General features: G+C 65.0%; 19 protein-coding genes. 8 read left to right on the top strand and 11 right to left on the bottom strand.

Annotation, left to right across the window (positions count from 1 at the left end; translation table 11 throughout):
- Positions 1-35: 35 nt before the first annotated feature.
- The 3 genes from tgt to AC6CDK_RS06475 all read right to left on the bottom strand — a co-directional run bounded on the left by tgt (position 36) and on the right by AC6CDK_RS06475 (position 3,384).
- Positions 36-1,145 carry a tRNA guanosine(34) transglycosylase Tgt gene (gene tgt / locus AC6CDK_RS06485; protein ID WP_039648103.1) on the bottom strand — a complete coding sequence of 370 codons (1,110 nt, stop codon included), beginning with the start codon at positions 1,143-1,145 and terminating at the stop codon, positions 36-38.
- A gap of 84 nt (positions 1,146-1,229) precedes the next feature.
- Positions 1,230-2,261, bottom strand: coding sequence for a tRNA preQ1(34) S-adenosylmethionine ribosyltransferase-isomerase QueA (gene queA, locus AC6CDK_RS06480; protein ID WP_192905512.1), 1,032 nt, complete (start codon positions 2,259-2,261; stop codon positions 1,230-1,232).
- Positions 2,248-3,384, bottom strand: coding sequence for a SpoIID/LytB domain-containing protein (locus tag AC6CDK_RS06475; protein ID WP_039643309.1), 1,137 nt, complete (start codon positions 3,382-3,384; stop codon positions 2,248-2,250). The genes queA and AC6CDK_RS06475 overlap by 14 nt, the downstream gene beginning before the upstream one ends.
- Before the next feature lie 424 nt (positions 3,385-3,808).
- Between AC6CDK_RS06475 and AC6CDK_RS06470 the strand changes: the two genes are divergently transcribed.
- From AC6CDK_RS06470 to AC6CDK_RS06455, 4 genes are all read left to right on the top strand, one after another.
- On the top strand, positions 3,809-5,947 hold the full coding sequence (locus AC6CDK_RS06470; RefSeq protein WP_192905511.1) for an HD domain-containing phosphohydrolase: 2,139 nt from the start codon (positions 3,809-3,811) through the stop codon (positions 5,945-5,947).
- A gap of 102 nt (positions 5,948-6,049) precedes the next feature.
- Entirely contained in the window at positions 6,050-7,012 is a 963-nt protein-coding gene (locus AC6CDK_RS06465) for an ABC transporter ATP-binding protein (RefSeq protein WP_039643307.1), read from the top strand.
- Entirely contained in the window at positions 7,009-8,007 is a 999-nt protein-coding gene (locus AC6CDK_RS06460) for an ABC transporter ATP-binding protein (RefSeq protein WP_192905510.1), read from the top strand. Before AC6CDK_RS06465 ends, AC6CDK_RS06460 begins: the two co-directional genes overlap by 4 nt.
- 108 nt (positions 8,008-8,115) lie before the next feature.
- On the top strand, positions 8,116-8,400 hold the full coding sequence (locus AC6CDK_RS06455; RefSeq protein WP_039643305.1) for an ArsR/SmtB family transcription factor: 285 nt from the start codon (positions 8,116-8,118) through the stop codon (positions 8,398-8,400).
- 158 nt (positions 8,401-8,558) lie between these two features.
- Here AC6CDK_RS06455 and bioC read toward each other — a convergent pair whose 3' ends face one another.
- From bioC to bioF, 3 genes are read right to left on the bottom strand one after another with little or no spacing between them, the layout of a single operon-like run.
- Positions 8,559-9,362 carry a malonyl-ACP O-methyltransferase BioC gene (gene bioC / locus AC6CDK_RS06450; RefSeq protein WP_192905509.1) on the bottom strand — a complete coding sequence of 268 codons (804 nt, stop codon included), beginning with the start codon at positions 9,360-9,362 and terminating at the stop codon, positions 8,559-8,561.
- Positions 9,355-10,176 carry an alpha/beta fold hydrolase gene (locus AC6CDK_RS06445; protein ID WP_039643303.1) on the bottom strand — a complete coding sequence of 274 codons (822 nt, stop codon included), beginning with the start codon at positions 10,174-10,176 and terminating at the stop codon, positions 9,355-9,357. Before AC6CDK_RS06445 ends, bioC begins: the two co-directional genes overlap by 8 nt.
- Before the next feature lie 11 nt (positions 10,177-10,187).
- A complete protein-coding gene (gene bioF, locus AC6CDK_RS06440) occupies positions 10,188-11,363 on the bottom strand; it encodes an 8-amino-7-oxononanoate synthase (RefSeq protein WP_039643302.1) in 1,176 nt (391 codons plus the stop codon).
- 163 nt (positions 11,364-11,526) lie between these two features.
- On the opposite strand from bioF, the gene AC6CDK_RS06435 reads away from it, so the two are divergent.
- The 4 genes from AC6CDK_RS06435 to AC6CDK_RS06420 all read left to right on the top strand — a co-directional run bounded on the left by AC6CDK_RS06435 (position 11,527) and on the right by AC6CDK_RS06420 (position 14,681).
- A complete protein-coding gene (locus tag AC6CDK_RS06435) occupies positions 11,527-12,213 on the top strand; it encodes a metallophosphoesterase family protein (protein ID WP_192905508.1) in 687 nt (228 codons plus the stop codon).
- Complete coding sequence (locus AC6CDK_RS06430; RefSeq protein WP_039643300.1) at positions 12,210-12,626, top strand: secondary thiamine-phosphate synthase enzyme YjbQ; 417 nt, start codon at positions 12,210-12,212, stop codon at positions 12,624-12,626. The genes AC6CDK_RS06435 and AC6CDK_RS06430 overlap by 4 nt, the downstream gene beginning before the upstream one ends.
- 78 nt (positions 12,627-12,704) lie before the next feature.
- Positions 12,705-13,940: a GGDEF domain-containing protein gene (locus tag AC6CDK_RS06425; protein ID WP_039643299.1), complete on the top strand. Its 1,236-nt coding sequence runs from the start codon at positions 12,705-12,707 to the stop codon at positions 13,938-13,940.
- 123 nt (positions 13,941-14,063) lie between these two features.
- Positions 14,064-14,681 (top strand): YMGG-like glycine zipper-containing protein, encoded by a 618-nt coding sequence (locus tag AC6CDK_RS06420; RefSeq protein WP_039643298.1) that lies wholly within the window; start codon positions 14,064-14,066, stop codon positions 14,679-14,681.
- Between the two features lie 97 nt (positions 14,682-14,778).
- Here AC6CDK_RS06420 and AC6CDK_RS06415 read toward each other — a convergent pair whose 3' ends face one another.
- From AC6CDK_RS06415 to AC6CDK_RS06395, 5 genes are all read right to left on the bottom strand, one after another.
- On the bottom strand, positions 14,779-15,114 hold the full coding sequence (locus tag AC6CDK_RS06415) for a hypothetical protein (protein ID WP_039643297.1): 336 nt from the start codon (positions 15,112-15,114) through the stop codon (positions 14,779-14,781).
- Positions 15,115-15,150: 36 nt separating this feature from the next.
- On the bottom strand, positions 15,151-15,570 hold the full coding sequence (locus tag AC6CDK_RS06410; RefSeq protein WP_039643296.1) for a bacteriohemerythrin: 420 nt from the start codon (positions 15,568-15,570) through the stop codon (positions 15,151-15,153).
- Between the two features lie 38 nt (positions 15,571-15,608).
- Complete coding sequence (locus tag AC6CDK_RS06405; protein WP_052269377.1) at positions 15,609-17,483, bottom strand: alpha-amylase family glycosyl hydrolase; 1,875 nt, start codon at positions 17,481-17,483, stop codon at positions 15,609-15,611.
- A gap of 84 nt (positions 17,484-17,567) precedes the next feature.
- The gene (locus tag AC6CDK_RS06400) at positions 17,568-18,554 is read right to left on the bottom strand and encodes an NAD(P)H-quinone oxidoreductase (RefSeq protein WP_039643295.1); all 987 of its coding nucleotides are present in this window, start codon (positions 18,552-18,554) and stop codon (positions 17,568-17,570) included.
- A gap of 232 nt (positions 18,555-18,786) precedes the next feature.
- Positions 18,787-20,841, bottom strand: coding sequence for a coiled-coil domain-containing protein (locus AC6CDK_RS06395; RefSeq protein WP_192905507.1), 2,055 nt, complete (start codon positions 20,839-20,841; stop codon positions 18,787-18,789).
- Between the last annotated feature and the right edge of the window lie 3 nt (positions 20,842-20,844).

The raw sequence follows: 20,844 nt of genomic DNA, 5'->3' as shown, positions 1-20,844 counted from the left end.
GCAGAGCCCTTGGTTAAACGACTGCGAAAAGACTGCTACTGCGTTTCCCGGCGGCCGTGAAACTCCCGTCGGAAGGAGTCGAACTTCCCCTCGGCAATGGCTGCCCGGATCTGCGCCATCAGATCCAGGTAGTAGGCAAGGTTGTGGTACGTATTGAGGCGCGACGCCAGGATCTCGCCAGAACGGTAGAGGTGCCTCAGGTAAGCCCTGCTGTAGTTCCGGCAGACATAACAACCGCATGCGGGGTCCACGGGACCCTGGTCCTCCGCATAGGCGGCCCCCTTGATGTTCAGGCGGCCGAAGGAGGTGAAGAGCATGCCGTTGCGGGCATTGCGGGTGGGCATGACGCAGTCGAACATGTCGAAGCCGCGCCAGACCGCCTCCACCAGGTCCTCCGGGGTGCCGATCCCCATAACGTAACGGGGCTGGTCCGCAGGGAGCAGCGGCGCCGTCCACTCCATGACGCCATACATGTGCTCCTTCTCCTCACCCACCGAGAGCCCGCCCACGGCGTACCCGTCGAATCCGATCTCCACCAGCTCTGCGGCGCTCCGCTCGCGCAGGTCCCGGTACATGCCCCCCTGGACGATGCCGAACAGGGCCTGATCCCCACGGCTGTGGGCATCCTTGCAGCGGCGGGCCCAGCGGGTGGTCAATTCCATGGAGCGCCGGGCATAGTCGTGCGTCGCGGGATAGGGGGTGCACTCGTCGAAGCACATGGCGATGTCGCTGCCCAGGGCCTCCTGGATGGCCACGGCGTCCTCGGGCCGGATGGTGTGGTACGAACCGTCCAGGTGGGACTGGAAGCGCACCCCCTCCTCCGTAATCTTTCTGAGCTCGTTGAGGCTGAACACCTGGAACCCGCCGCTGTCGGTGAGAATCGGCCGGTCCCAGTGCATGAAGCGGTGAAGCCCCCCCAGCCGCCGGATCAGTTCATGGCCCGGGCGGATATAGAGGTGATAGGTGTTGGCGAGGATGATCCGCGCACCGATGGCATCGAGTTCCTCGGGGGTCATGGCCTTGACCGTGGCCTGGGTTCCCACCGGCATGAAGATCGGGGTCTCGATGAGCCCGTGGGGAGTTGTCAAAGAGCCGAGACGGGCCGCGCCGTCCTGCTTCAGTAATCGGAACTGGATAGCTGCCAAGGATGCCTGCACGCAGGGCCGGACACCGCAGCCCGGGGCCGGGAAATCGTCCCGTCCGCCCCTGCGCGGCCTCGTGCCCGCCTTTCAGAAGATGAACATCGCGTCTCCGTAGCTGAAGAAACGGAAACGCCCGGCCACCGCCTCGCCGTAGGCCCGGAAGAGAAGGTCCCTGCCGGCGAACGCCGACACGAGCATGAGCAGGGTCGACTTGGGCAGGTGAAAGTTTGTTATCAGGGCGTCCACCGCCTTGAAGCGGTAGCCCGGATAGATGAAGATGTCGGCCTCGCCCTCGCCGGCTGCGATGGTCCCGTCGGCCGCCGCGGCCTGTTCCAGGGTCCGGCAGACGGTGGTGCCCAGGGCGATGACCCGGCCCCCGGCCCGTCGGCACCCGTTGACCGCTTCGGCAGTGGCCGGGGAAATATGATACCGCTCCCGGTGCATCCGGTGGTCCTCAAGCCGTTCGACCCGGATCGGCATGAACGTGCCGAGGCCCACGTGCAGCGTCACGGGCACCACCCGGACTCCGCGGCCGGCGATCTCGTCCAGAAGCCCGGCGGTCATGTGGAGGCCGGCCGTGGGCGCGGCTACCGCCCCGCGGTTGCGGGCGAATACCGTCTGATACCGGTCCCGGTCCGCCGCATCCGCCCCGCGCCTGATGTAGGGAGGAAGGGGCATGGCGCCGTTGCGATCCAGCCATTCCTGAAACCCTTCACCGGGAGTGAAGGACACGAGCCAGGTCTCCCCTTCTCCGGGCTCGCGGACAACGGCGCGGACCCCTTCCGGGAGGAGCACCGTCACGCCCGGCCGGGGCGGTTTTGAGGAGCGGATCAGGCAGTGCCAGGTCTCGCCGTCCCCCGGCCGGCGCTGCACGAGAAAGATCTCCGTCTTGCCGCCGCTTTCCTTGCGGCCGTGGAGCCGCGCCGGGATGACGCGCGTATCGTTGATCACCAGCAGATCGCCGGGCCGCAACAGGCCCGCGATGCCGCGGAACGGGATCTCCCCGATGCGGCCGCCGTCCCGCTCAACGGTCATGAGCCGGGTGGCGTCCCGCTGGCCGAGGGGCTCCTGGGCAATCAGTTCCGGGGGGAGATGGTAGTCGAACTCAGTGACGAGCATCGCTCCCCTGTCCATCGTCCATGCGCGTGAGCACCGCTTCCGGGAAATAGTAGGACAGGATCTCGCGGTAGCTGAATCCGCTCGCGGCCCGCTGCTTGGCTCCCCACTGGCAGAGGCCGACCCCGTGGCCGTACCCCATGCCCGTGAACACGGCTTCGTCGCCCCGTACCCGGACCAGGAAATTGGTGCTCTTGATAACGGTGTAGCCGACGATCTTGCGGAACGTGACCGCCGGAACAGCGGTGTTCCCCCGGGACGACACCAGGACCAGCTCGGTGAGACGGCCGCTGTTGTTACGCGCGCCCTCCCTGATATCCCTGAGCCCGGACACGGCAATCCCTGCCCCCCGGAGGAGCGGTTCGAGCTTCTTCAGGGACAGGGTCTGTTCCCAGCGGATCGGGGGTGTATCCGAGCAATAGGTGCAGTCAACGCTCTTGAGATAGGGAAGCCTGAAGCCCCAGACGTTCTCCGACACCTCGGTCCGGCCGCCGCAGTTGGAATGATAGAAGGCCTGGATCGGCTGCCCCCCCCAGGTGAGAATCTCTCCGGCGGTTTCGCGCACCCCGCGGGCGGCCCGGCTGTCTTCGATCTCGCACCCGCCGTAAACCTGATCGAGGACCGTGGACTCCAGGTGATAAACTGCGCCGGCACGGGCCCTCTTCTGGTAGACTGCATAGGTGCGGGCTACCACGGCCTGGGCCTTGACCGACTCCATGGGCCACTGGGACGATATCTCGCAGTTGATGAGTCCCACCAGGTAATCTTCAAGGGGAAGTTCGTTTATGACGAGAACCCCCTTGTCCGCCGGGACCAGTTCGATAACGCCCCGATACCGCTTGCCATTGACCGTGACGGTCGAAGGGGAGGCAACGGTCAGGCGGCGCAGAACCCTGCCGCCCACGGAAAGGGCGTCGCCGGCGCGGCGGACGGGGGCAGGCAGCGCGAATCGCACCGGCTCTCCGCTCTGGTCCGTGGCAAGGAGGCCGTCGCCGTCGACGCGGACCTCGTCATCACCCTTGACGATGGCGACCCGCACGGTTTCCTGGCGGAACGGAGCGGCTCCGCCGCCGGCTGTCGCTGCGGAAAAGACAACGGCCAGAAGGACGAATAACGCTCTCACCACTGCTGTCCGCCTATGGTGCGCTCTGAGTTTGGTTTCACCGGCCGATGCATAAAAAGAGGGAGGGGATTGCCCCTGCGCCTGCGTGTGCTTTCCTGGATGAAATCCGGATTAATGGGAGTGCAAAAATCATTGGCCGACACTTGGCAAATGAATTGCTTTTAAATCCTGGCGCGGGCAGTCAAATCCTCACGCAGGTTCGTAATCATAGGGGGAGTCAGATGCCTTGTCAAGCGTTTCGGGGCAGCGGCAGCACAGGCCGCCGGCAGTCCGGGAACCGGCTTGCCGGATAAACAGGACCGAAGCACTCGCGTGCCACCGGCGTCTGACAATTTGACAATGGGAAGCCGCCATATCACTTGACTTCGATGCCATTTTCTGCGATTTGACGAACAATCGCCCCATAGTGGCACATGGATATCCCTTCATGAATTCTCTTCGAGTAAAAATACTTGGCATGATAACCCTGATCGTCGTGGTGATCGTTGCGACGTTCGGGTATCTGGAATATCGCAACCAGCAGCGTACCATCACCCGCATTTCGGCACGCAACGCCCAGATCCTCGCCACCACCATCCAGAACAGTATCGAAAACGTCATGATGAGCGGGCAATCAGACGAGGTGACCCGCATCCTGACGCGCCTCAAGGCGCACGAAGCCATCAACAGCCTCACAATCTTCGACGAAAACGGCCGCATCCTCAACTCCTCCGACAAGCGCGAGATCGGTGGCCAGGTGGATGTGCAGGAGCTGGAAGCCTACCGCCAGGGAAACGCCATCCACCTGCACAACAGGGGAAATCACCAGCAGTTCCACAGCATCTCCCTCATTTACAACAGGCCGGCCTGCCAGGGATGCCATGACGCCGGCCAAGTCATTCTCGGCGCCCTCGAGATCGAGCTCCCCATCGACTACCTCCAGGCGGATCTGGACAAGGGCAAAAGCTTTGCCCTGACCTCGACCCTGTTCATGGTCCTGCTGATCTTCATTACCGTATCGCTCTTTCTCCACGCCTACGTGAACCGGCCCCTGAAGGCCATCATCGCGTCAATGCAGCGGGTGGAGCACGGCGACTTCGATGTGAGGAGCGACATTTACAGCAGCGATGACATGATGGCGCTGTCCGACAACTTCAACATGATGGTGAACAAGCTCAAGTACTACATGGAAACCACCATCAGCCACGAGCGCGAGCTGGCCCGGGCCCAGTCCAAGCTGTCCCATCACCACGAAATGCACCTCATGAACCAGAAACTGGAGGAACAGCTCAGGGAGATCGAAAATCTGAACGTCGGCATGGAAGAGCGGATCGAGGAGATCGAGGAGGCGAACTACAAAATCGCGGACCTGGCCAGCGAGCTGGAGGACAAGAACACCAACCTCGAACAGGCCGTTGCGAGGCTCTCGACCCTCTACAAGGTGGGGCTCGCCCTCAACTCGACCATGGAGCCCGAGCGGCTCTTCAACCTGATCGTCAAGACCACGGTCGACACGCTCCACGCCCAGATCGGCTATGTCATCCTCTATTCGCCCCGGGAAAGGAACCTGCAGGTGACGACGCTGCTGGGCCACACCATCCCGGAGGGCTCGTCGACGACGCTGCCCATGAAGCAGTCGAGCGTATCCACCTGGGTCATCGAAAACCGGCGGCCGCTCCTCATCACCGACATGGACGAATGGCCCCAGTTCGACCGGTACAGTTCCCTGGGATACGAGCGCAGGACCCTCGTCTGCGCCCCGCTCCAGGTCAAGGACGAAATCATCGGCACCATTACGGTGGTGAACAAGGACGACCATTCCACCTACACCAATGAAGAGCTGGAGCTGCTCTCCACCATCGCCGCCCAGGCGAGCATCGCCATCAAGAACGCCCAGCTCTACGACGAGCAGCAGGCCACCTACCTTCACACCATCCAGGCCCTGGTTTCCGCCATCGAGGCGAGCGACAGCTATACCCGCGGCCACTCGGAGCGGGTCACCCGCTACTCCACGGAACTGGCGCGCAAGCTGCGGCTTCCCGCCGATCGCGTCAAGGTGATCGAGCGGGCCGCCATCCTGCACGACATCGGCAAGATCGGCATCGATCTGAGCCTGCTCCACAAGGAAGGCAAACTCTCGTCGGACGAGATCCGCGACCTTCAGCAGCATCCGGAGATCGGCATGAAGATTCTGGAGCCCATCGATTTTCTCCAGGATGTGCGCCAGTGCATCGGCCAGCACCACGAGCGGTACGACGGTCGCGGCTACCCGAACCGCCTCGGCCGGGAGGAGCAGTTGCTCGAATCCCGCATCCTCGCCGTGGCCGACGCCTTCGACGCCATGACCTCCGACCGCCCCTACCGCAAAGCCCTGCCGGTGGAACTGGCGGTACGGGAATTGATCGACAACGTGGGCACCCAATTCGACCCGGAACTGGTGCCTGCGTTCATCGAACTCCTGGAATCGGGCATCCTGGGCATCGCTTTCCAACGGGAAGAGCCGCACGACTTCTCACCTGCCCGCGATCATCGGCGTGCGGAACGCAAGGTGGTCGCCATCAGCGAATACGGCCACCGCACCACCTGAGCCCCGAGACACAGCCGACATTTGCCCGCCGATGGAGATCATGGTATAACCACCACTGACTCATCACATCCTGCGCCCATTTTTTCCCAACAGGAACCGTCCGTGGCAAACCTGCTCGACATCAAGCGACTCACCACCGTTTTCCATCTTGCCGAAGGGGACATCCATGCCGTGGACGGCGTCGATCTCTCCATTGCCGCCGGAGAAACCCTGGCCCTGGTGGGTGAATCCGGCTGCGGAAAAAGCGTAACCGCGGCATCCATCCTGCGGCTGGTGCCGCCGCCCGGCGAAATAACCGGGGGTGAAATCCGCTTTGACGGGGTCGACCTGCTGGCGGCAAGCGAGGCGGAGATGCGCTCCATCCGCGGGAACCGCATCGGCATGATCTTCCAGGAACCCATGACATCCCTGAACCCGGTATTCCGGATCGGCAGCCAAATCGCCGAAGGGCTCATCCTCCACCGCCGGCTCGGCCGCCGCGAGGCGCGGGAGGAGGCAGAGCGCCTGCTGGCCCTGGTGGGGATTCCCGAGCCGGCATCCCGGCTCGACGCTTATCCCCACCAGTTGTCGGGCGGCATGCGGCAACGCGTCATGATCGCCATGGCGCTGGCCTGCGGCCCGCGGCTTCTGATCGCTGACGAGCCGACCACCGCCCTGGACGTCACCATCCAGGCGCAGATCCTGGAGCTCCTCGACCGCCTCGGCGAAGAGCACCGCATGGCCCTTCTCCTCATCACCCACGACCTGGGGGTGGTTGCCGAGCGGGCCGACCGGACCATGGTGATGTACGCGGGACGGATCGTGGAAGAGGGGCCCACCGCCGAACTGGTGACCACCCCCCTGCATCCCTATACCGAGGGGCTTCTGGCGTCGCTCCCCCAGCGCAGCGTTCCGGGCGAGCCGCTGCGCACGATTGCCGGGCAGGTGCCGAGCCTGCTCGGCGGGCTCACCGGCTGCGGCTTCTGCAACCGCTGCCCCCGCAAGGTGCGGGAGTGCGCCCGGGAAACGCCTCCCCTCATCGAACGTTCGCCGGGCCACCGGGTCCGGTGCTGGAATCCCCTATGACCGACGATCATCTCCTCAGCGCGGAGAACCTTTCCAAGGCGTTTTCCGTCAGTGCCGGCCCCTTTTCCCCCCGACGGGAGCTGCGGGCCGTCTCGGACGTGACCTTCGGCATCGCTCCGGGCGAGACCCTGGGACTCGCCGGCGAGTCCGGGTGCGGCAAATCCACGGTGGGCAAGCTTCTCATGGGGCTGATCCCTCCCGACGCCGGCACCATCCGCTTCAACGGCCGGGCCGTGGCCCACATGACCCGCGACGAGCGCCAGTCGTTCCGCAAAGATGTGCAGATGATCTTCCAGGATCCGTTCTCCTCCCTGAATCCGCGCATGCGGGTGGCCGACATCGTGGGCGAGGCATTGGACATCCACGGCCTTGCCCCGCGCGGGGGACGCCGGGCCCGGACCCTGGAACTGCTGGACATGGTGGGACTCCAGGCGGGCCATGCGGACCGCTATCCCCACGAATTCTCCGGCGGCCAGCGGCAGAGGATCGGCATTGCCCGGGCCATTGCGGTCTCGCCCCGCGTCATCGTGGCCGATGAGCCGGTGTCCGCCCTGGACCTCTCCATCCAGGCCCAGATCATCAATCTTCTGCAGCAACTGAAACGCGATCTGGGGCTCTCGTATCTCTTCATTGCCCACGACCTGTCAGTGGTCAGGCATCTGAGCGACAGGGTGGCGGTCATGTACCTGGGTAAAATCGTGGAGATCGGGACGAGGGATGCGGTGTTTTCGCGGTTTCAGCACCCCTACACCGAGGCGCTCCTGTCGGCGGTCCCCCGAGTAAAGGCGGGATCCAGCCGCAAACGGATCATCCTGGCAGGCGATCCGCCTTCACCGATAACTCCGCCACCTGCCTGCCCTTTCCATCCGAGATGCCCCTATGTCGAAACGATTTGCCGTTCTGAAATCCCCCCCCTAGAAGAGAAGGAACCCGGCCACTTAGCAGCGTGCCACCTCAGTAAAAAACTGTTTGGTATGCCGGCACCTTTTTCTTGACAAGGCATGTTTAGAACCATATAACTATATGAAATATTCCCTAGGCCCCACCTCATTCTCCCGATTCCGGAGGGGCAACGCTTCCGCGGGCAACAGGAAGGATTTTTCATGAAAATGGAAGAATTCGACAAGAGCAGAAATTTCACCGACGAAGCGGAAATCTTCAAGGTGCTCGGCCACCCGGTCCGGCTCAAGATCGTGGCGGGGCTCTGCACGAGGGAATGTAACGTAAAGCATATCTGGGAGTGCCTCGGTCTTCCCCAGGCCACCGTTTCCCAGCATCTGGCCCTGCTCAAGAACAAGGGCATCATCGAAGGCAAGCGCGAGGGCGTCGAGGTCCACTACACAGTGGTCCACCCCTTGGCCAAAAAACTCATCGACGTGCTCGGCTAGTCTCTCCCCACCGTACTGACGTCACCCCAAATCCCCTCCCGGCGAGGGGTTTTTTTTGGAGCGCGCATGAACGGAACGAGCAGGCCCCAGGCAGTCTGATCTCCGGTCGGGGGAGTCGCCCGCACGGTCCCCTGTTTTCCGTCGCTTCACGCCCTCAGCTAACGCTTCCCCACCCCATAGACCACCGTATAGGTGGCCGGAATTCCATCGGCACCGCCGAAGCTCTCGGCATACGTCCGCATCATCGCCTCCATGACCCGCCGCCCCGAGAGGCCCCGCCCGGGAACCGGCGAGGCGTTGCCGGCGCCGATCCGCTTCACGGAGCGGAGAAAGGCCGGCACGTCCGGGTGGTATTCCACCTCGTCCTCATCGAACACCTCCACCGACCTGAATCCCGCCCGCGCCAGTGCCGCCCGCACTTCGTCCCGCGTGAAAAACCGGTGGGTCCGGTCCCTCCCCCCGCGCGGCACCGAATGGAGGGCGGCCCGGTAGGATGCCTTGAGCTCCCGGAAGGTGCCGTCGCCAAACAGGGCAAAGGCGAACAGCCCGTCATCGGCCAGAACCCTGCGGGCCTCCACAAAGGCCCGGTCGAGCGTGGTGAGCCACTGGAAGGTGGAGGTGGAGACTACCAGGTCGAAGACACCATCGCGAAGGGGAAGATGTTCCGCATCGGCTACGGCGACCAGGCGCTCCATGGTCCGGCCCAGGTTGTCGCGGGCCTGCCGCGCCATGCCGTGGGCCAGGTCCACGCAGGTTATGGCGGCCGACGGGTAGCGGTCGGCAAGGCGCAGGGCCAGGGCGCCGGTGCCGGCTCCCACGTCGAGAATGCGGGCCGGTTCGACCCCCTCGGCAAAAAGGAGGGAAAGCATCCGCTCCATGACCCGCTTCTGCACGGCGGCGTAGGCATCATAGTCGGCGGCCCCTTGGTGAAAGGCGTTGCGGACCTTGCGGCGGTCAATCATCTCCGGCAACCTCGCGCAGAAAGCGTGTCACTTCGCTGTTGAATTCCCGGGGGCGGGAAAGGAAGGGGGCATGACCGGCTCCGGCGAACAACAGGAACCGGCCCAGGGGAAGATGATCCGCCAAATGGACGCCGGCCTCGGGGGGACAGATGGCGTCCCGGTCGCCGTGAATGACCAGGGCGGGCACGCGTATTTTTGCCAGGAGGTGGCGCTGGTCGCTTTCCGCCAGGGTGACGAGGGCGGCCTGGGCGGCCGTGGCGGCGGGACGGCGGTGCGGTGCGGCGATCTCTTGCCCGATGAGCCGTACGGATTCCTCAGAGAGCTCCCCCTCCGCGAACATGCTGTGGAAAAAACCGTCAAGCGCGGCATCGAACGAGCGCCGCAGGCGCAGCCCCAGCCCCCGGCATTCGGTGGCGGGAAGGCCGTGGGGCCAACCATCCGCTGCCGAGAATCGGGGGGTCGCCCCCACGAGCACGAGTGCGGCAAGGCGGTCTCCCAGCAGCGGTGCCGCCTCCAGGGCCGCCTGGGCACCGAGGGACCAGCCGGCGATCGCGGCCCGTTCCAGGCCAAGCCCGTTAAACAGTGACACAATATCTGCCGCGAAATCGGCGAGACAATACCCGTCACCCGGCGCCGTGGACCGGCCGTGGCCCCTGAGATCCACGGTGATGAGCCGGAACGAGGCTGCCAGCGGCCGCTGGAAGGCCCAGACGCCACCCTCCATGGCCCAGCCGTGGACGAGCACCAGGGGGAAGCCGTCCCCCTGGTCGTCATAATGGATCGTCAGGTTGTGGTCTGTTTGGAGAAACGGCATGACACCTCGGTTCACACAATGCCCAGTTCTTTGCCGATCCGCGTCATGGCGGCCACGGCGCGCTCCAGGTCGGACTCGTCGTGGGTGGCCATGAGGGTGCAGCGGAGACGGCAGGTACCGGCCGGCACCGTGGGGGGGCGAATGCCCTGGACGTAATATCCCTCCTCAAGAAGCCGCCGGGTAAAGGCCATGACCGGTTCGGCCTCACCTACCAGAGCTGGAACGATCTGGGTTTCGCTCCCCATGGTGTCGAAGCCGGCCCCCTGGAGCGCGTCCCGGAACAGAGCGGCGGAACGGGCCAGGCGGCGGCGTAGCGCGTCCCCTTCGGGGGAATCGACCAGGTCCAGGGCGGCCCGGGCCGCGGCCAGGACCGCCGGGGGGAGCGACGTGGAAAAGATGAAGCTGCGGGCCCGGTTTACGAGCAGTTCCACCACCTCGGCGGAGGCGGCGACATAGGCGCCGAAGCCGCCAAGGGCCTTGCCGAGGGTCCCCATCTGGAGATCGATGTCGGCCGTCACCCCGAATTGTTCGGCGGTTCCCCGCCCGCTCTCCCCCAGCACCCCGGTGCCGTGGGCGTCGTCCACCATGAGCAGGGCGCCGTACTGCCGCTTGAGGGCCGCCAGGGCGGGGAGCGGTGCCAGGTCACCGTCCATGCTGAAGACGCCGTCGGTGACGATGAGCATGCGGCCGGCGCCCCGGTGCTCGGCCAGGAGGCGCTCCAGGGCGTTCATGTCGTTGTGGGGGTAGCGGACGAACCGGGCCCGGGAGAGCAGGCAGCCGTCCACGATGCTTGCATGGTTGAGCCGGTCCGAGAACACCACGTCGCCCCGGCCGGCCAGGGCGGGGATGATGCCGCTGTTGGCCGCGTACCCCGAATTGAAGACCAGGGCCGCCTCGGTTCCCTTGAACCGGGCGAGCCGCTCCTCCAGAGCCGCGTGGAGCTCCATGGTGCCGGAGACGAGCCGCGAGGCGCCGCTGCCCGTGCCGTAGCGCTCCACGGCCTCCACGGCCGCCCGTTTGAGGGCGGGGTGATCGGCCAGCCCCAGGTAGTTGTTGGAGCAGAGGAGCATTACCTCCCTCCCCTCCACCACCACCCGGCTCCCTTGGCTCCCCGCCACGGTCCGCAGGCTCCGGTGAAGGCCCTGCTCCCTGAGTTGCTGCAATTCCCCGGCAATGCTTCGCGTCACGCTCTCCTCCCGGCGTCTGTCCCAAGAGTAATTTTTTAGCACAGTGGCACCCGGATCGTCAACCAAGCCGAGAACAGAGGTTGACAACGGTCATGGCTTTACTCCCCGGATTCCCCCATGGTATAAAAAATGTACCAAATCCGTTATCTCCCGGTCAGGAGCCATGGTACATCACTCGACCCATTCCCGCCGTTTCGTCATCCCCGACATCCATGGGTGCGCCCTGACCCTCGACCGGCTGCTGTTCCGGGTCCTGGGCCTGACGCGCCGGGACGATCTCTACCTGCTGGGGGACTACATCGACCGGGGTCCCCGGAGCCGGGAGGTCATGGACCTGCTCATCTCCCTGTCGCTCAAGGGCTACCGGGTTCGCGCGCTGCGGGGCAACCACGAGGAAATGTTCCTGAACGGCTGCCGGGACCGGAACGCCTTCAGGCTCTGGACCCTGAACGGCGGCCTCGCCACCCTCGGAAGCTTCGGCGTTGGGGACGCCTGCGAGGTGCCTGCCCACTATCGCCGCTTCATGGAGCAGATGCCGTGCTACCTGGTGCTGCCGGACTTTGTGCTCGTCCACGCAAGCCTCGACCTCTCGCTCCCCGACCCCTTCGTCAACCGGGAGGCGATGCTCTGGAGCCGCTCCCTGGAGGTGCGCAGGGAACGGCTCGGCGGGCGCCGGGTCATCGGCGGCCACACCCCCATGACCCGGCAGGAGATCGAACAGGGGCTGGCCACGGACCGGATCGTCCTCGACAACGGCTGCGTCTACCCGGAGCGGCCGGGCATGGGGTCCCTGGCGGCCCTGGAGCTCGACGGCATGACGCTCCATTTCCAGGAGAACATCGACCGATGAAACACTTCCGCAAGGAACTCTGGTTCGAGACGCGCCAGCGCCGCCAGTTCATCAACATTACCCCCACGGTGCGGGAATGCCTGCGGGAAAGCGGCATCCGCGAGGGGCTGCTCCTCTGCAATGCCATGCACATCACGGCAAGCGTCTTCATCAACGACGACGAGTCGGGGCTCCACCACGACTTGGAGGTCTGGCTTGAGGGGCTTGCCCCTGAAAGACCCTATGAACGCTACCGTCACAACGGTTATGAGGATAACGCCGACGCCCACCTGAAGCGGACGGTCATGGGCCGGGAGGTCGTAGTTGCGGTCACGGCCGGGGAACTGGACCTGGGACCGTGGGAACGGATCTTTTACGGAGAGTTCGACGGCAAGCGCCGCAAACGTGTCCTGGTAAAAATTATCGGCGAGTGACCTTGCGTCGGCCGAAAGATTGCATATTTCTCATCCAGACCGATCCCACTGACCACCTGTCCAAGGAGCAGCGCCCGGGTGAACACCCTGACGGCAAGACATTTCACCATCTTCGTGATTCCCGCTGCGCTTCTGGCGGCAACCTTCTGGTTCGTGCCCCGGGTGCCGGAGCTGCCCCCGGCACGACTTGAACTGCTCGCCCACCTCCCCTACCCGGCGATTGCCCTTGGCGCCATCCTCTCCATCCACTTCCACCGGGGACGGGCGCTGTTCGTCTTCTTCCTGCTGGCGGTCTCGCACTGGAGCTTTCAGGGGAATGCGGCGGAACTCCCCCGGGGGATCGAGGCCACGGTGCTCTTCCAGGCCGTCACCCTGCTCGTGCCGCTCAACATCGCCCTGTTCTCGCTCATGCGGGAACGCGGGATCATCACGGTAGCGGGGCGGGTCCGCTTCGCGTTCCTGGGGTTCCAGGCCCTGCTCGTCTGGTGGGCCATGACACCGGGGCACGTGGCGGGCCAGCAACTGCTGGCGGGCCATTTTACCGGCGCCGGCATGGTTGCCGGGTCTCCTCTTCCTCCACCGGCCATTCCGGCAATCGTCCTTTCGGGGCTGCTGGTGGCGGCGCGGGCAGGCCTGAAGCAGTCACCCGTGGACAGTGCGTTCCTGGGGGTGCTGGTGGCCTTTGCCGCGGCGGGCAACGGCATCGCCCACCCCCACGTCACGCCTGTTTTCATGACTGCCGCGGCGGTCATCCTGTCGCTCGGCGTGCTCAAGGATTCCTACAACATGGCGTTCCGGGACGAGCTGACGGGACTCCCGTCCCGCCGGGCGCTCAGCGAGCAGCTCACCTGGCTGGGCCGGCGCTACAGCGTTGCCATGGTCGACGTCGACCACTTCAAGAAGTTCAACGACACCTACGGACACGACGTGGGGGATCAGGTGCTCCGGCTGGTGGCGGCAAAACTGCGCGGCGTGGGAGGCGGGGGCAAGGCCTACCGCTACGGCGGCGAAGAGTTCACCATCCTCTTCCCCAACCGGACGAGGGAAGAGGTCCTTGGCCGTCTGGAAGAGCTGCGGCGGGCCATCGCCGATTACCGGATGCGCCTGCGCTCCTCGGACCGGCCCGCCTCCAGCAGGGAGGGAAAGAGGCATCGCTCCGGGATGCCCCAGGGACGCGGCTGCGTCTCGGTCACCATCAGCATCGGCGTGGCCGAGAGCAGCGGCGAGCTCCGCCGCCCCGCCGACGTCATCAAGGCGGCGGACGACGCCCTCTACCGCGCCAAGGGGCGCGGCCGCAACCAGGTAAGCACCTGATCCGGCAGGGGTGCCCTCTCCCCGCACATCCCATTCCTCCTCCGATTGCATTCTTCCGACCGACCGCTATACTTTTTTCTTGTCATCCCACACCATCGCCCGGAAACGGCAAGGAGGCACTCCATGAAACACGGATTCATAGCGGCGTTCACCCTGGCGGCATTCACCATCACTTCGCTTACCGGGTGCGTAACGGTTTCCGAAGAGCACAAGGGCGCGGCAAAAGGGGCCGGCTACGGAGCGGCGGCGGGCGCCATCGCAGGCGCAGTGCTCGCCGGTGAAGGGTCGCGCACCAAGGGGGCGGTCTTCGGCGGCCTGGCGGGCGCACTCATCGGGGGACTCATCGGCAACTACACCATCGACCGCAAGTCCACCGCGGAGCAGACCGCGGCCCGGTACAACTACCAGCCCGCCTCGGGCACCATGGTGCGGATAGAGAATGTCTCCACCACGCCCACGAGCGTCAACGCCGGCGAAAAAGTGGAAATCCAGACCACCTATGCCCTGCTGACCCCTTCCGCCTCTGACCAGACCAATGTGACCGAGTCGGTCGAGATCCGCTACGGCGGCGATCTCGTCGGCAATCCCGAAGCCACCGTGGCCCACACGGGAGGCACCTACACCTCCACCATCCCGATCATCCTGCCGGCGGACGCAAAGAAGGGAAACTACAAGGTGATCACCACCGTCAAGACCGACTCGGGAAAGGACACGCGGGAAACATCCTTCACGGTGCGGTAGGACCCAGCGGCATTCCCCCCATCCACGCAAAAAAGCGGGACCCGGCAGCAGACGGCGCCGGGTCCCGCTTTTTCGTCTCCGTCACGCGGCTGGCCGGTCAGTCGCCGTATTCGCGCCCCCAGGTGTCCCTGAAGGTGATGTGGTGCAGATCGTTCTGGGACTTGACATCGTCAAGGATCGTCTGGGCTTCCTCATCGGTGAAGCCGACGCTCGGACGCACCCCCATCCAGTGGGTGGTATCGCCCGACGGGTTATCCAGAGGGCGCGGCAGGGGGGGCCCCGGCTTGTAGCGGCCGTTCAGAAAGAGGGCCGCCTCGTACTGCCGGTGGCGCTTCACCATCCGCACATCCACCAGGAACCCGTTTTTGGTTTCTTTGGACAGGATCGACTCATGGACGTCCATATCGCTGGGCACATCGTAAAACTCAGGCATTGCTTCCCCCGGTAGCGTGTAGTATGTCAGGTTTCCTTACAGTCTCATATCGGCAGGTTGCCCTGTTTTCTTGAGCAGAAACTCGCTCATTGCGGCATCCACGCTGCGGATGTGTGTCTTGAGCCAGTCAATGAGCGTCTGGTTCACCCTCAGCACAAAGTCCCGCGTGACCCCCGACTCCACCAGCTCGGCCTTCAACCGCTCCAGGGTAGCACGAAAAATGAGGTGCTCGGCCCGATGCCGTTCATACTCGGGATACCCGGCTTCCCGCTGAAGCCGTTCCTCGGCTTCGAAATGGCTATCAACGTAATCGTCCAGGAACACCATCATTTCCACGACCTCGTCCAGTTCGCGCCCCACCATGCAGGCGTCGAGGAGCTTTTCCAGTTGAACGAAGAGCGCCCGGTGCTGGGTGTCAATTTCCCAGATGCCCACTGTCAAATCATCGGTCCACATGGCCCGTCCTCCTGAAAGATGAATAGTTCCATGTCATTCTAAGCAAAAGCGGGGCCAGCATCCCGAGTGTAGTATCGTTTCTGGAACATGACGAAACCGGCTGCCGGCACCCTGAGCTCTACGGCCCGAATGGCGGGACCGGCATCCCGCACCACCACCCTGCGGCGCACCTGGTCCGGATCGGTGGAGTAGCGGCAGACGAAAGCGTCCCCTGCCCGGTGGAGGGAGCCGTCCACGAGCACCAGGGCGGTGCGCGGATGGTCAGGATCGGTGTTGATGGCGAGGACGATCTCTTCGGTGTCGAAGATCCGCGACCAGGCCACCACGGAGCGGATCTCGCCACCGATGGCGTAGGGAAGCCCGAAGTTCACCCCGTCGCCGGAGATCTCCCGCAGATACTGGCGCCCCCGGCGCAGGGCGATGATGTCCCGCCGCAGGGCGAGGACCTTGGCACACTCCCGGTAGACCGGGTTATCCTCGTCGAAGAAGTGGACCCCGCGGCTGCGGAAGGCGCCAAAGGGGCCGCCGAACATGCATTCGCGCAGGTAGCGGTCGTCCCCCCCTTCGCCGTCGAAGGCCTGCTCGGTACCGTAGTAGATGCAGGGGATGCCGAGGGTGGTGGCATTGAGCGCCAGGGCATTCAGCACCAGCCGGCGCCACGAGGGATCGCCGGCACAGAACCGCTCTTTCTTGGCGCCGCGGCAGACCTGGTCGTGATCGTCGATGACCGTCACCACCTTGTCGCGGAACCAGGCGTGGGACTCCTTGCGCACCAGCAGGGAGTTGCGGAAGAGATCGAAGTAGTCGGCCGGATTGGCCTTTCCCTTCACCAGATCCTCCAGGCGCAGCGGAATGTCGTCCACCCCCAGCGCGGCGTTGAGGCCGGTGGTCTCCAGGGTGTCAAAGGCGTTGACCCGGCCGCCGGTGATCTCGCCGATGAGATAGAAATTCTCCTTGCCGATCCTCTGGGCGAATTCGTGGATGGCTGAAGCGAAAAAGCGGGTGGCCCCGGGCCCCATATGCTTTACGGTGTCGATCCGATAGCCGTCCAGGTCGGCGTAGGCGATCCAGTACTTGTACGCCTCGCAGAGCGCCAGGAGCGCCGGGGACGGACTGAACGTATCCACGTCCCCGTCTCCCAGATGGATGTCCTTCAGGTCGAAGAAATCACCATCCAGGTACTCGTGGTAACGGTCCCAGTCCCGGATGTATCCCTTGCGCGTGAAGCACTCCGGCGCCTGCAGCTCCCGGGGCCAGACCGCACCGTCTGGCCAGGCCCCGGCGGGGGACGGGCCGAAGGGGAGCGACGGCGTGCCGTCGGCCGTGCGGAATCCCGTCACCGGGTAGCTGGTGCCGCCGTCGTAGGGGGTGTATCCCCGGTCGTAGGCGAACACGTTGCCCGCATGATTGAGGATGATGTCGAGGATGACGTAAATGCCGTTGGCGTGGGCCACGCGGACCAGTTCCCGCAGGTCGTCGCGAGTGCCGAAGTGGGGGTCCACGTCCAGGAAGTTCTGGATACCGTAACCGTGGTAGGTGGGGACGAAGGAGCACTGCTTGAACAGGGGGCTGACCCAGACCGCGGTCACCCCCAATCGCCGGAGATACCCCATCTTGCCCATGAGGCCCTTCAGATTCCCGCCGCACCAGCGGGTGCCGGCCTCGCGCCAGGCCGCGGCCTCGGGCTCGGTGGCGATGGCGTTGCCCGCATCGGCCGGGCGGTACGGCGGGGTGTCCCCCCGGCTCGTGCGCCGTCCCCGGTTGTCCCGGTAGCCCGTTTCGTTGCCGTCGGAAAAGCGGTCGAGCAGCAGGAAGTAGAGCACCTCGTCCTCCCAGGCTGACGGGGAAGGGTGAAAGATGCGGTTGCAGAGGCGTTCCAGATCCAGGTCCCTGATCGATTGCGGTGCCGTCATGGCGTGATCCTCCTTTTTCCGCTGAAAGAGAAAAGCCCTCTCCCGGCAAGGGGAGAGGGCCTGAAACAACCGCTGAATCGAACGCTAGCTGATCTTCAGCACGATCTTCCCGAAGTGCTTGTCTTCTTCCATCATCCGGTGGGCTTCAACCACCTGGTCCATGGGGAAGACCTTCTCGATGATCGGTACTATGGTTCGGTCGGCGAACTTCGGCAGAGCCGTCCTTGTGAACTCGGCCACGATCTCCCCCTTGTCCTTCACGGGACGGGAGCGGAGCACGGAGCCGATGATCTGTTGCCGCTTCACCATCATGAGCGCCAGATTGAGCTCAGCCTTGATGCCGCTGATGACGCCGATGATGACGAGCCGCCCGGCGTAGGCCAGAGAATTCATGTTGGGGACCAGGTACTTGGCGCCCACGTGATCGAGGATCACGTCGACCCCCTTCTTGCCGGTGAACTCCTTCACCGCCTCGGAGAAGTCAGGGGTCTGGGTGAAGTCGACGACCAGGTCGGCGCCCAGGGCCTTGACCCGGTCCATCTTTGACGGATGGGCGGTGACAACGATCTTCGTGTTGGGAACCAGGGCCTTGCAGAGCTGGATGCCGGCAGTGTTCACCCCGCCGCCGCCGCCGTGGAGGATGACGCTGTTGTTGTCCTTGAGCCCGCCGATCATGAAGACGTTCAGGAATGCCGTAATGTAGGACTCGCAGACGCAGGCCGCCTCCTCGAAGCTCATGCTTTCGGGAATCCGCATGAGGTGGCTCGCGTAGGCCACCGCGTACTCCGCGTAGCCGCCCCCTCCGACCAGGGACATGACCCGGTCGCCCACCTGCCAGCCGGTGACGCCCGGGCCCAGCTCCTCGATGGTGCCCGAAACCTCCAGGCCGAGGATTTCCGAATCACCCGGCGGAGGCGGATACTTTCCCTCCCGCTGAACGAGGTCGGGACGATTGACGGAGGTGGCCACCACTTTGACGAGCACCTGCCCTTCCGCCGGTTTCGGCCTCTCCGCCTCCCCTACCTTGAGAACATCAAGCCCGCCAAAGCCGTCGAGCAGTACTGCTTTCATAGCTGTTCCTCCTTGAGTGGAAAAGTCACGGAATTAATCCCGACACTCTAGCCAACAAACAGCGTTCTGTAAACACAAAATCCAGAGTGAGCCCGACTCCGGCGCTTTCCCGTCAGAAGAAGGTAGCCGCCACGAAGAACGCCACCATGGCCCGGGCCGGCAACAGCGCTCCGGCAATGCCGATCAGGACGGGGACCACGGCGAGAAGCCAGAGGACGGTGGTAACGGCCCGCTATCCCCTGCGGCAGAGGACCGGCACCGTGGCCAGCGCCTTGGCCCGTTTGGCGGGATCATCGGGGAGCCGCAGCCTGTCCATCATGAATCCAACGGTTTCCACGAAGGCGAAGGCATCACGTACCACACCGGCGCTGTCCGCCTCCCCGGAGGAGGGATGCTCGGGGACGTAGACCAGGGTCTTGCGGTCGGCGGTCAGGCTCCAGGCCACGTAGACCCGGACGGCTTCCCGCCGTTTCAGGACGCAGATGTACGCGCCGCAGGTCTGGGGCACATGCCCCGGCGGCGACACGTTCACGTAGTTGAGGGGCAGGTGGAGTTCCACCACATCGGCGGGATCGTGGTATTCGACGCAGGACAGGGACGGGTCGAGACGGAAGGCCCCGCCGCCGGATAAGCCGGAATTCGCCCCATCCCCGAATGAAAAGTCGTCTGATGCGTTTTCTCCACCGGAAAGCAGCTCGTCGACCGTGGCAGCTACGCCGGCACTCCAGCCGGATTCGGAGGACGCGGCGGACGGCACGGGAGGCGGTGAAACCGGCAGCGACGGCAACTCCGCCGGTCGGGGAGCAGTCTCGCGACGGACGGGACGGACCGGTTCCCGCGCCGCGCCCAGGCGCTCCACCTCCGTCTGCAGCGCGGCGATTCTCGCGGCGGCCGTCTGCTCGGCCAGCGCCTTGGCGGCTGCAAGCCGTTCCAGCTCGGATCGGAGCGCTGCCGCTTCCGCCTCTGCGGCTGCCAGCGCCTCCACGGCGCCCCCTTCGCCCGTGCGGAGCACCAGCCGGCGGACCGCTTCCCGCTCGGCCGCAACCACCGCCTCTTCGGCGACCAGCGCGGCCAGGCGCGCAACAGCCCCGTTCCGCTCCGCTTCCCGCTCAGAGGCCTGCTGCCGGAGCGACTCCTCCAGCGATTCAATATCCCTGGCGGCAACGGCGCCGGCGGCTTCGCGTTCCTCCTCCCCCCGCCGGACCGCCTGTTCCAGCTCCCGGACCCGCTCGGCCCCGAGCCGTTCAGCCTCTTCCTTCTCCCGTGCCATGCGGGCGATATCGCGCTCAAGGATCTCCTGGCGCGCTTCAGAAGCCTTCCTGGCCTCTTCCCACTCGGCCGACAGACGCGCCAGCCGGTCGCGGAGCTCGGATTCGGCGCTCCCGGCCGAGGACTCGGCCCGTTCCCGCTCCGCCGTCAGCCGGCTGAGCTCCGCGGTGAGTTCCGCCATCTCGGTCGACTCGCCGGATCCGAGCCGCGCCAGCTCCGCGCCGAGGTGCTCGATGTCCGCCCTCAGGCGAGCCACCTCGGCACCATGGGCGGCGGTCCGCGCGGTCAGCTCCCGTTCGTCTTCCGCCTTTCGGCGCTCCAGTTGTGCGATCTCGGCTTCGAGCGACTTTTCCTTCCCGGCAAGGGCCCGCCGGATTTCCTCACGTTCGCGGCCCAGTTCGGCAATGCGGGCGTTGAGCTCCTCCAGCCGGGCGTTCCCCTCGCGCTCCTGGGCCGCGTTTTCGGCCTCCATTCGGCGCGCCTCCGCCTCCTGGGCCTTCACATCGGGGGCAGACGACGCCTTCTTTGGGGCCGGTTCCGCAGGCGGTCGTGGGGCCTCTGCCGGCGTGGCCTCCTTTTCAGGGCGCTTGGCGGCGGGACGTTTTCCCGCCGGCTCCACCGTCCCGGTCATGGGAGGAGCCGCAGGACGGCGAATCACCCGGATTTCCCGGATGACCACCTCGCGCATGGCCTTGCTGTAGCGGAGATTGACCTCCTGCATGACAAAGCCGAGGGATTCGGCAAAGGCTATGGCTTCAGCCACGAGGGCATCGTGCGATTCCCCCTCGGCCGGCTCGCGGTCAGGACGGTACAAGGCCATACAGCGGCGGTCCGTCTGCTCGAGGGCCACATAAACCCGGGCCCGTTCACCCTCTCGGACGACACAGACAAAGGCCAGGCAGGGAGAGGGGGGGCGATCGCCGCATGCGGTGGTGACCGGTTCCACCGAGCGGTGGATCTCGATGACCCCTGACTCGTCGGCTTCAATGGCGGTTCGTGCACTGTCGGGAACAAACATGAG

This window comes from Geobacter sp. PheSNFMC (assembly GCF_059620965.1).
This window is presented reverse-complemented; position numbering and strand designations above follow the sequence as displayed.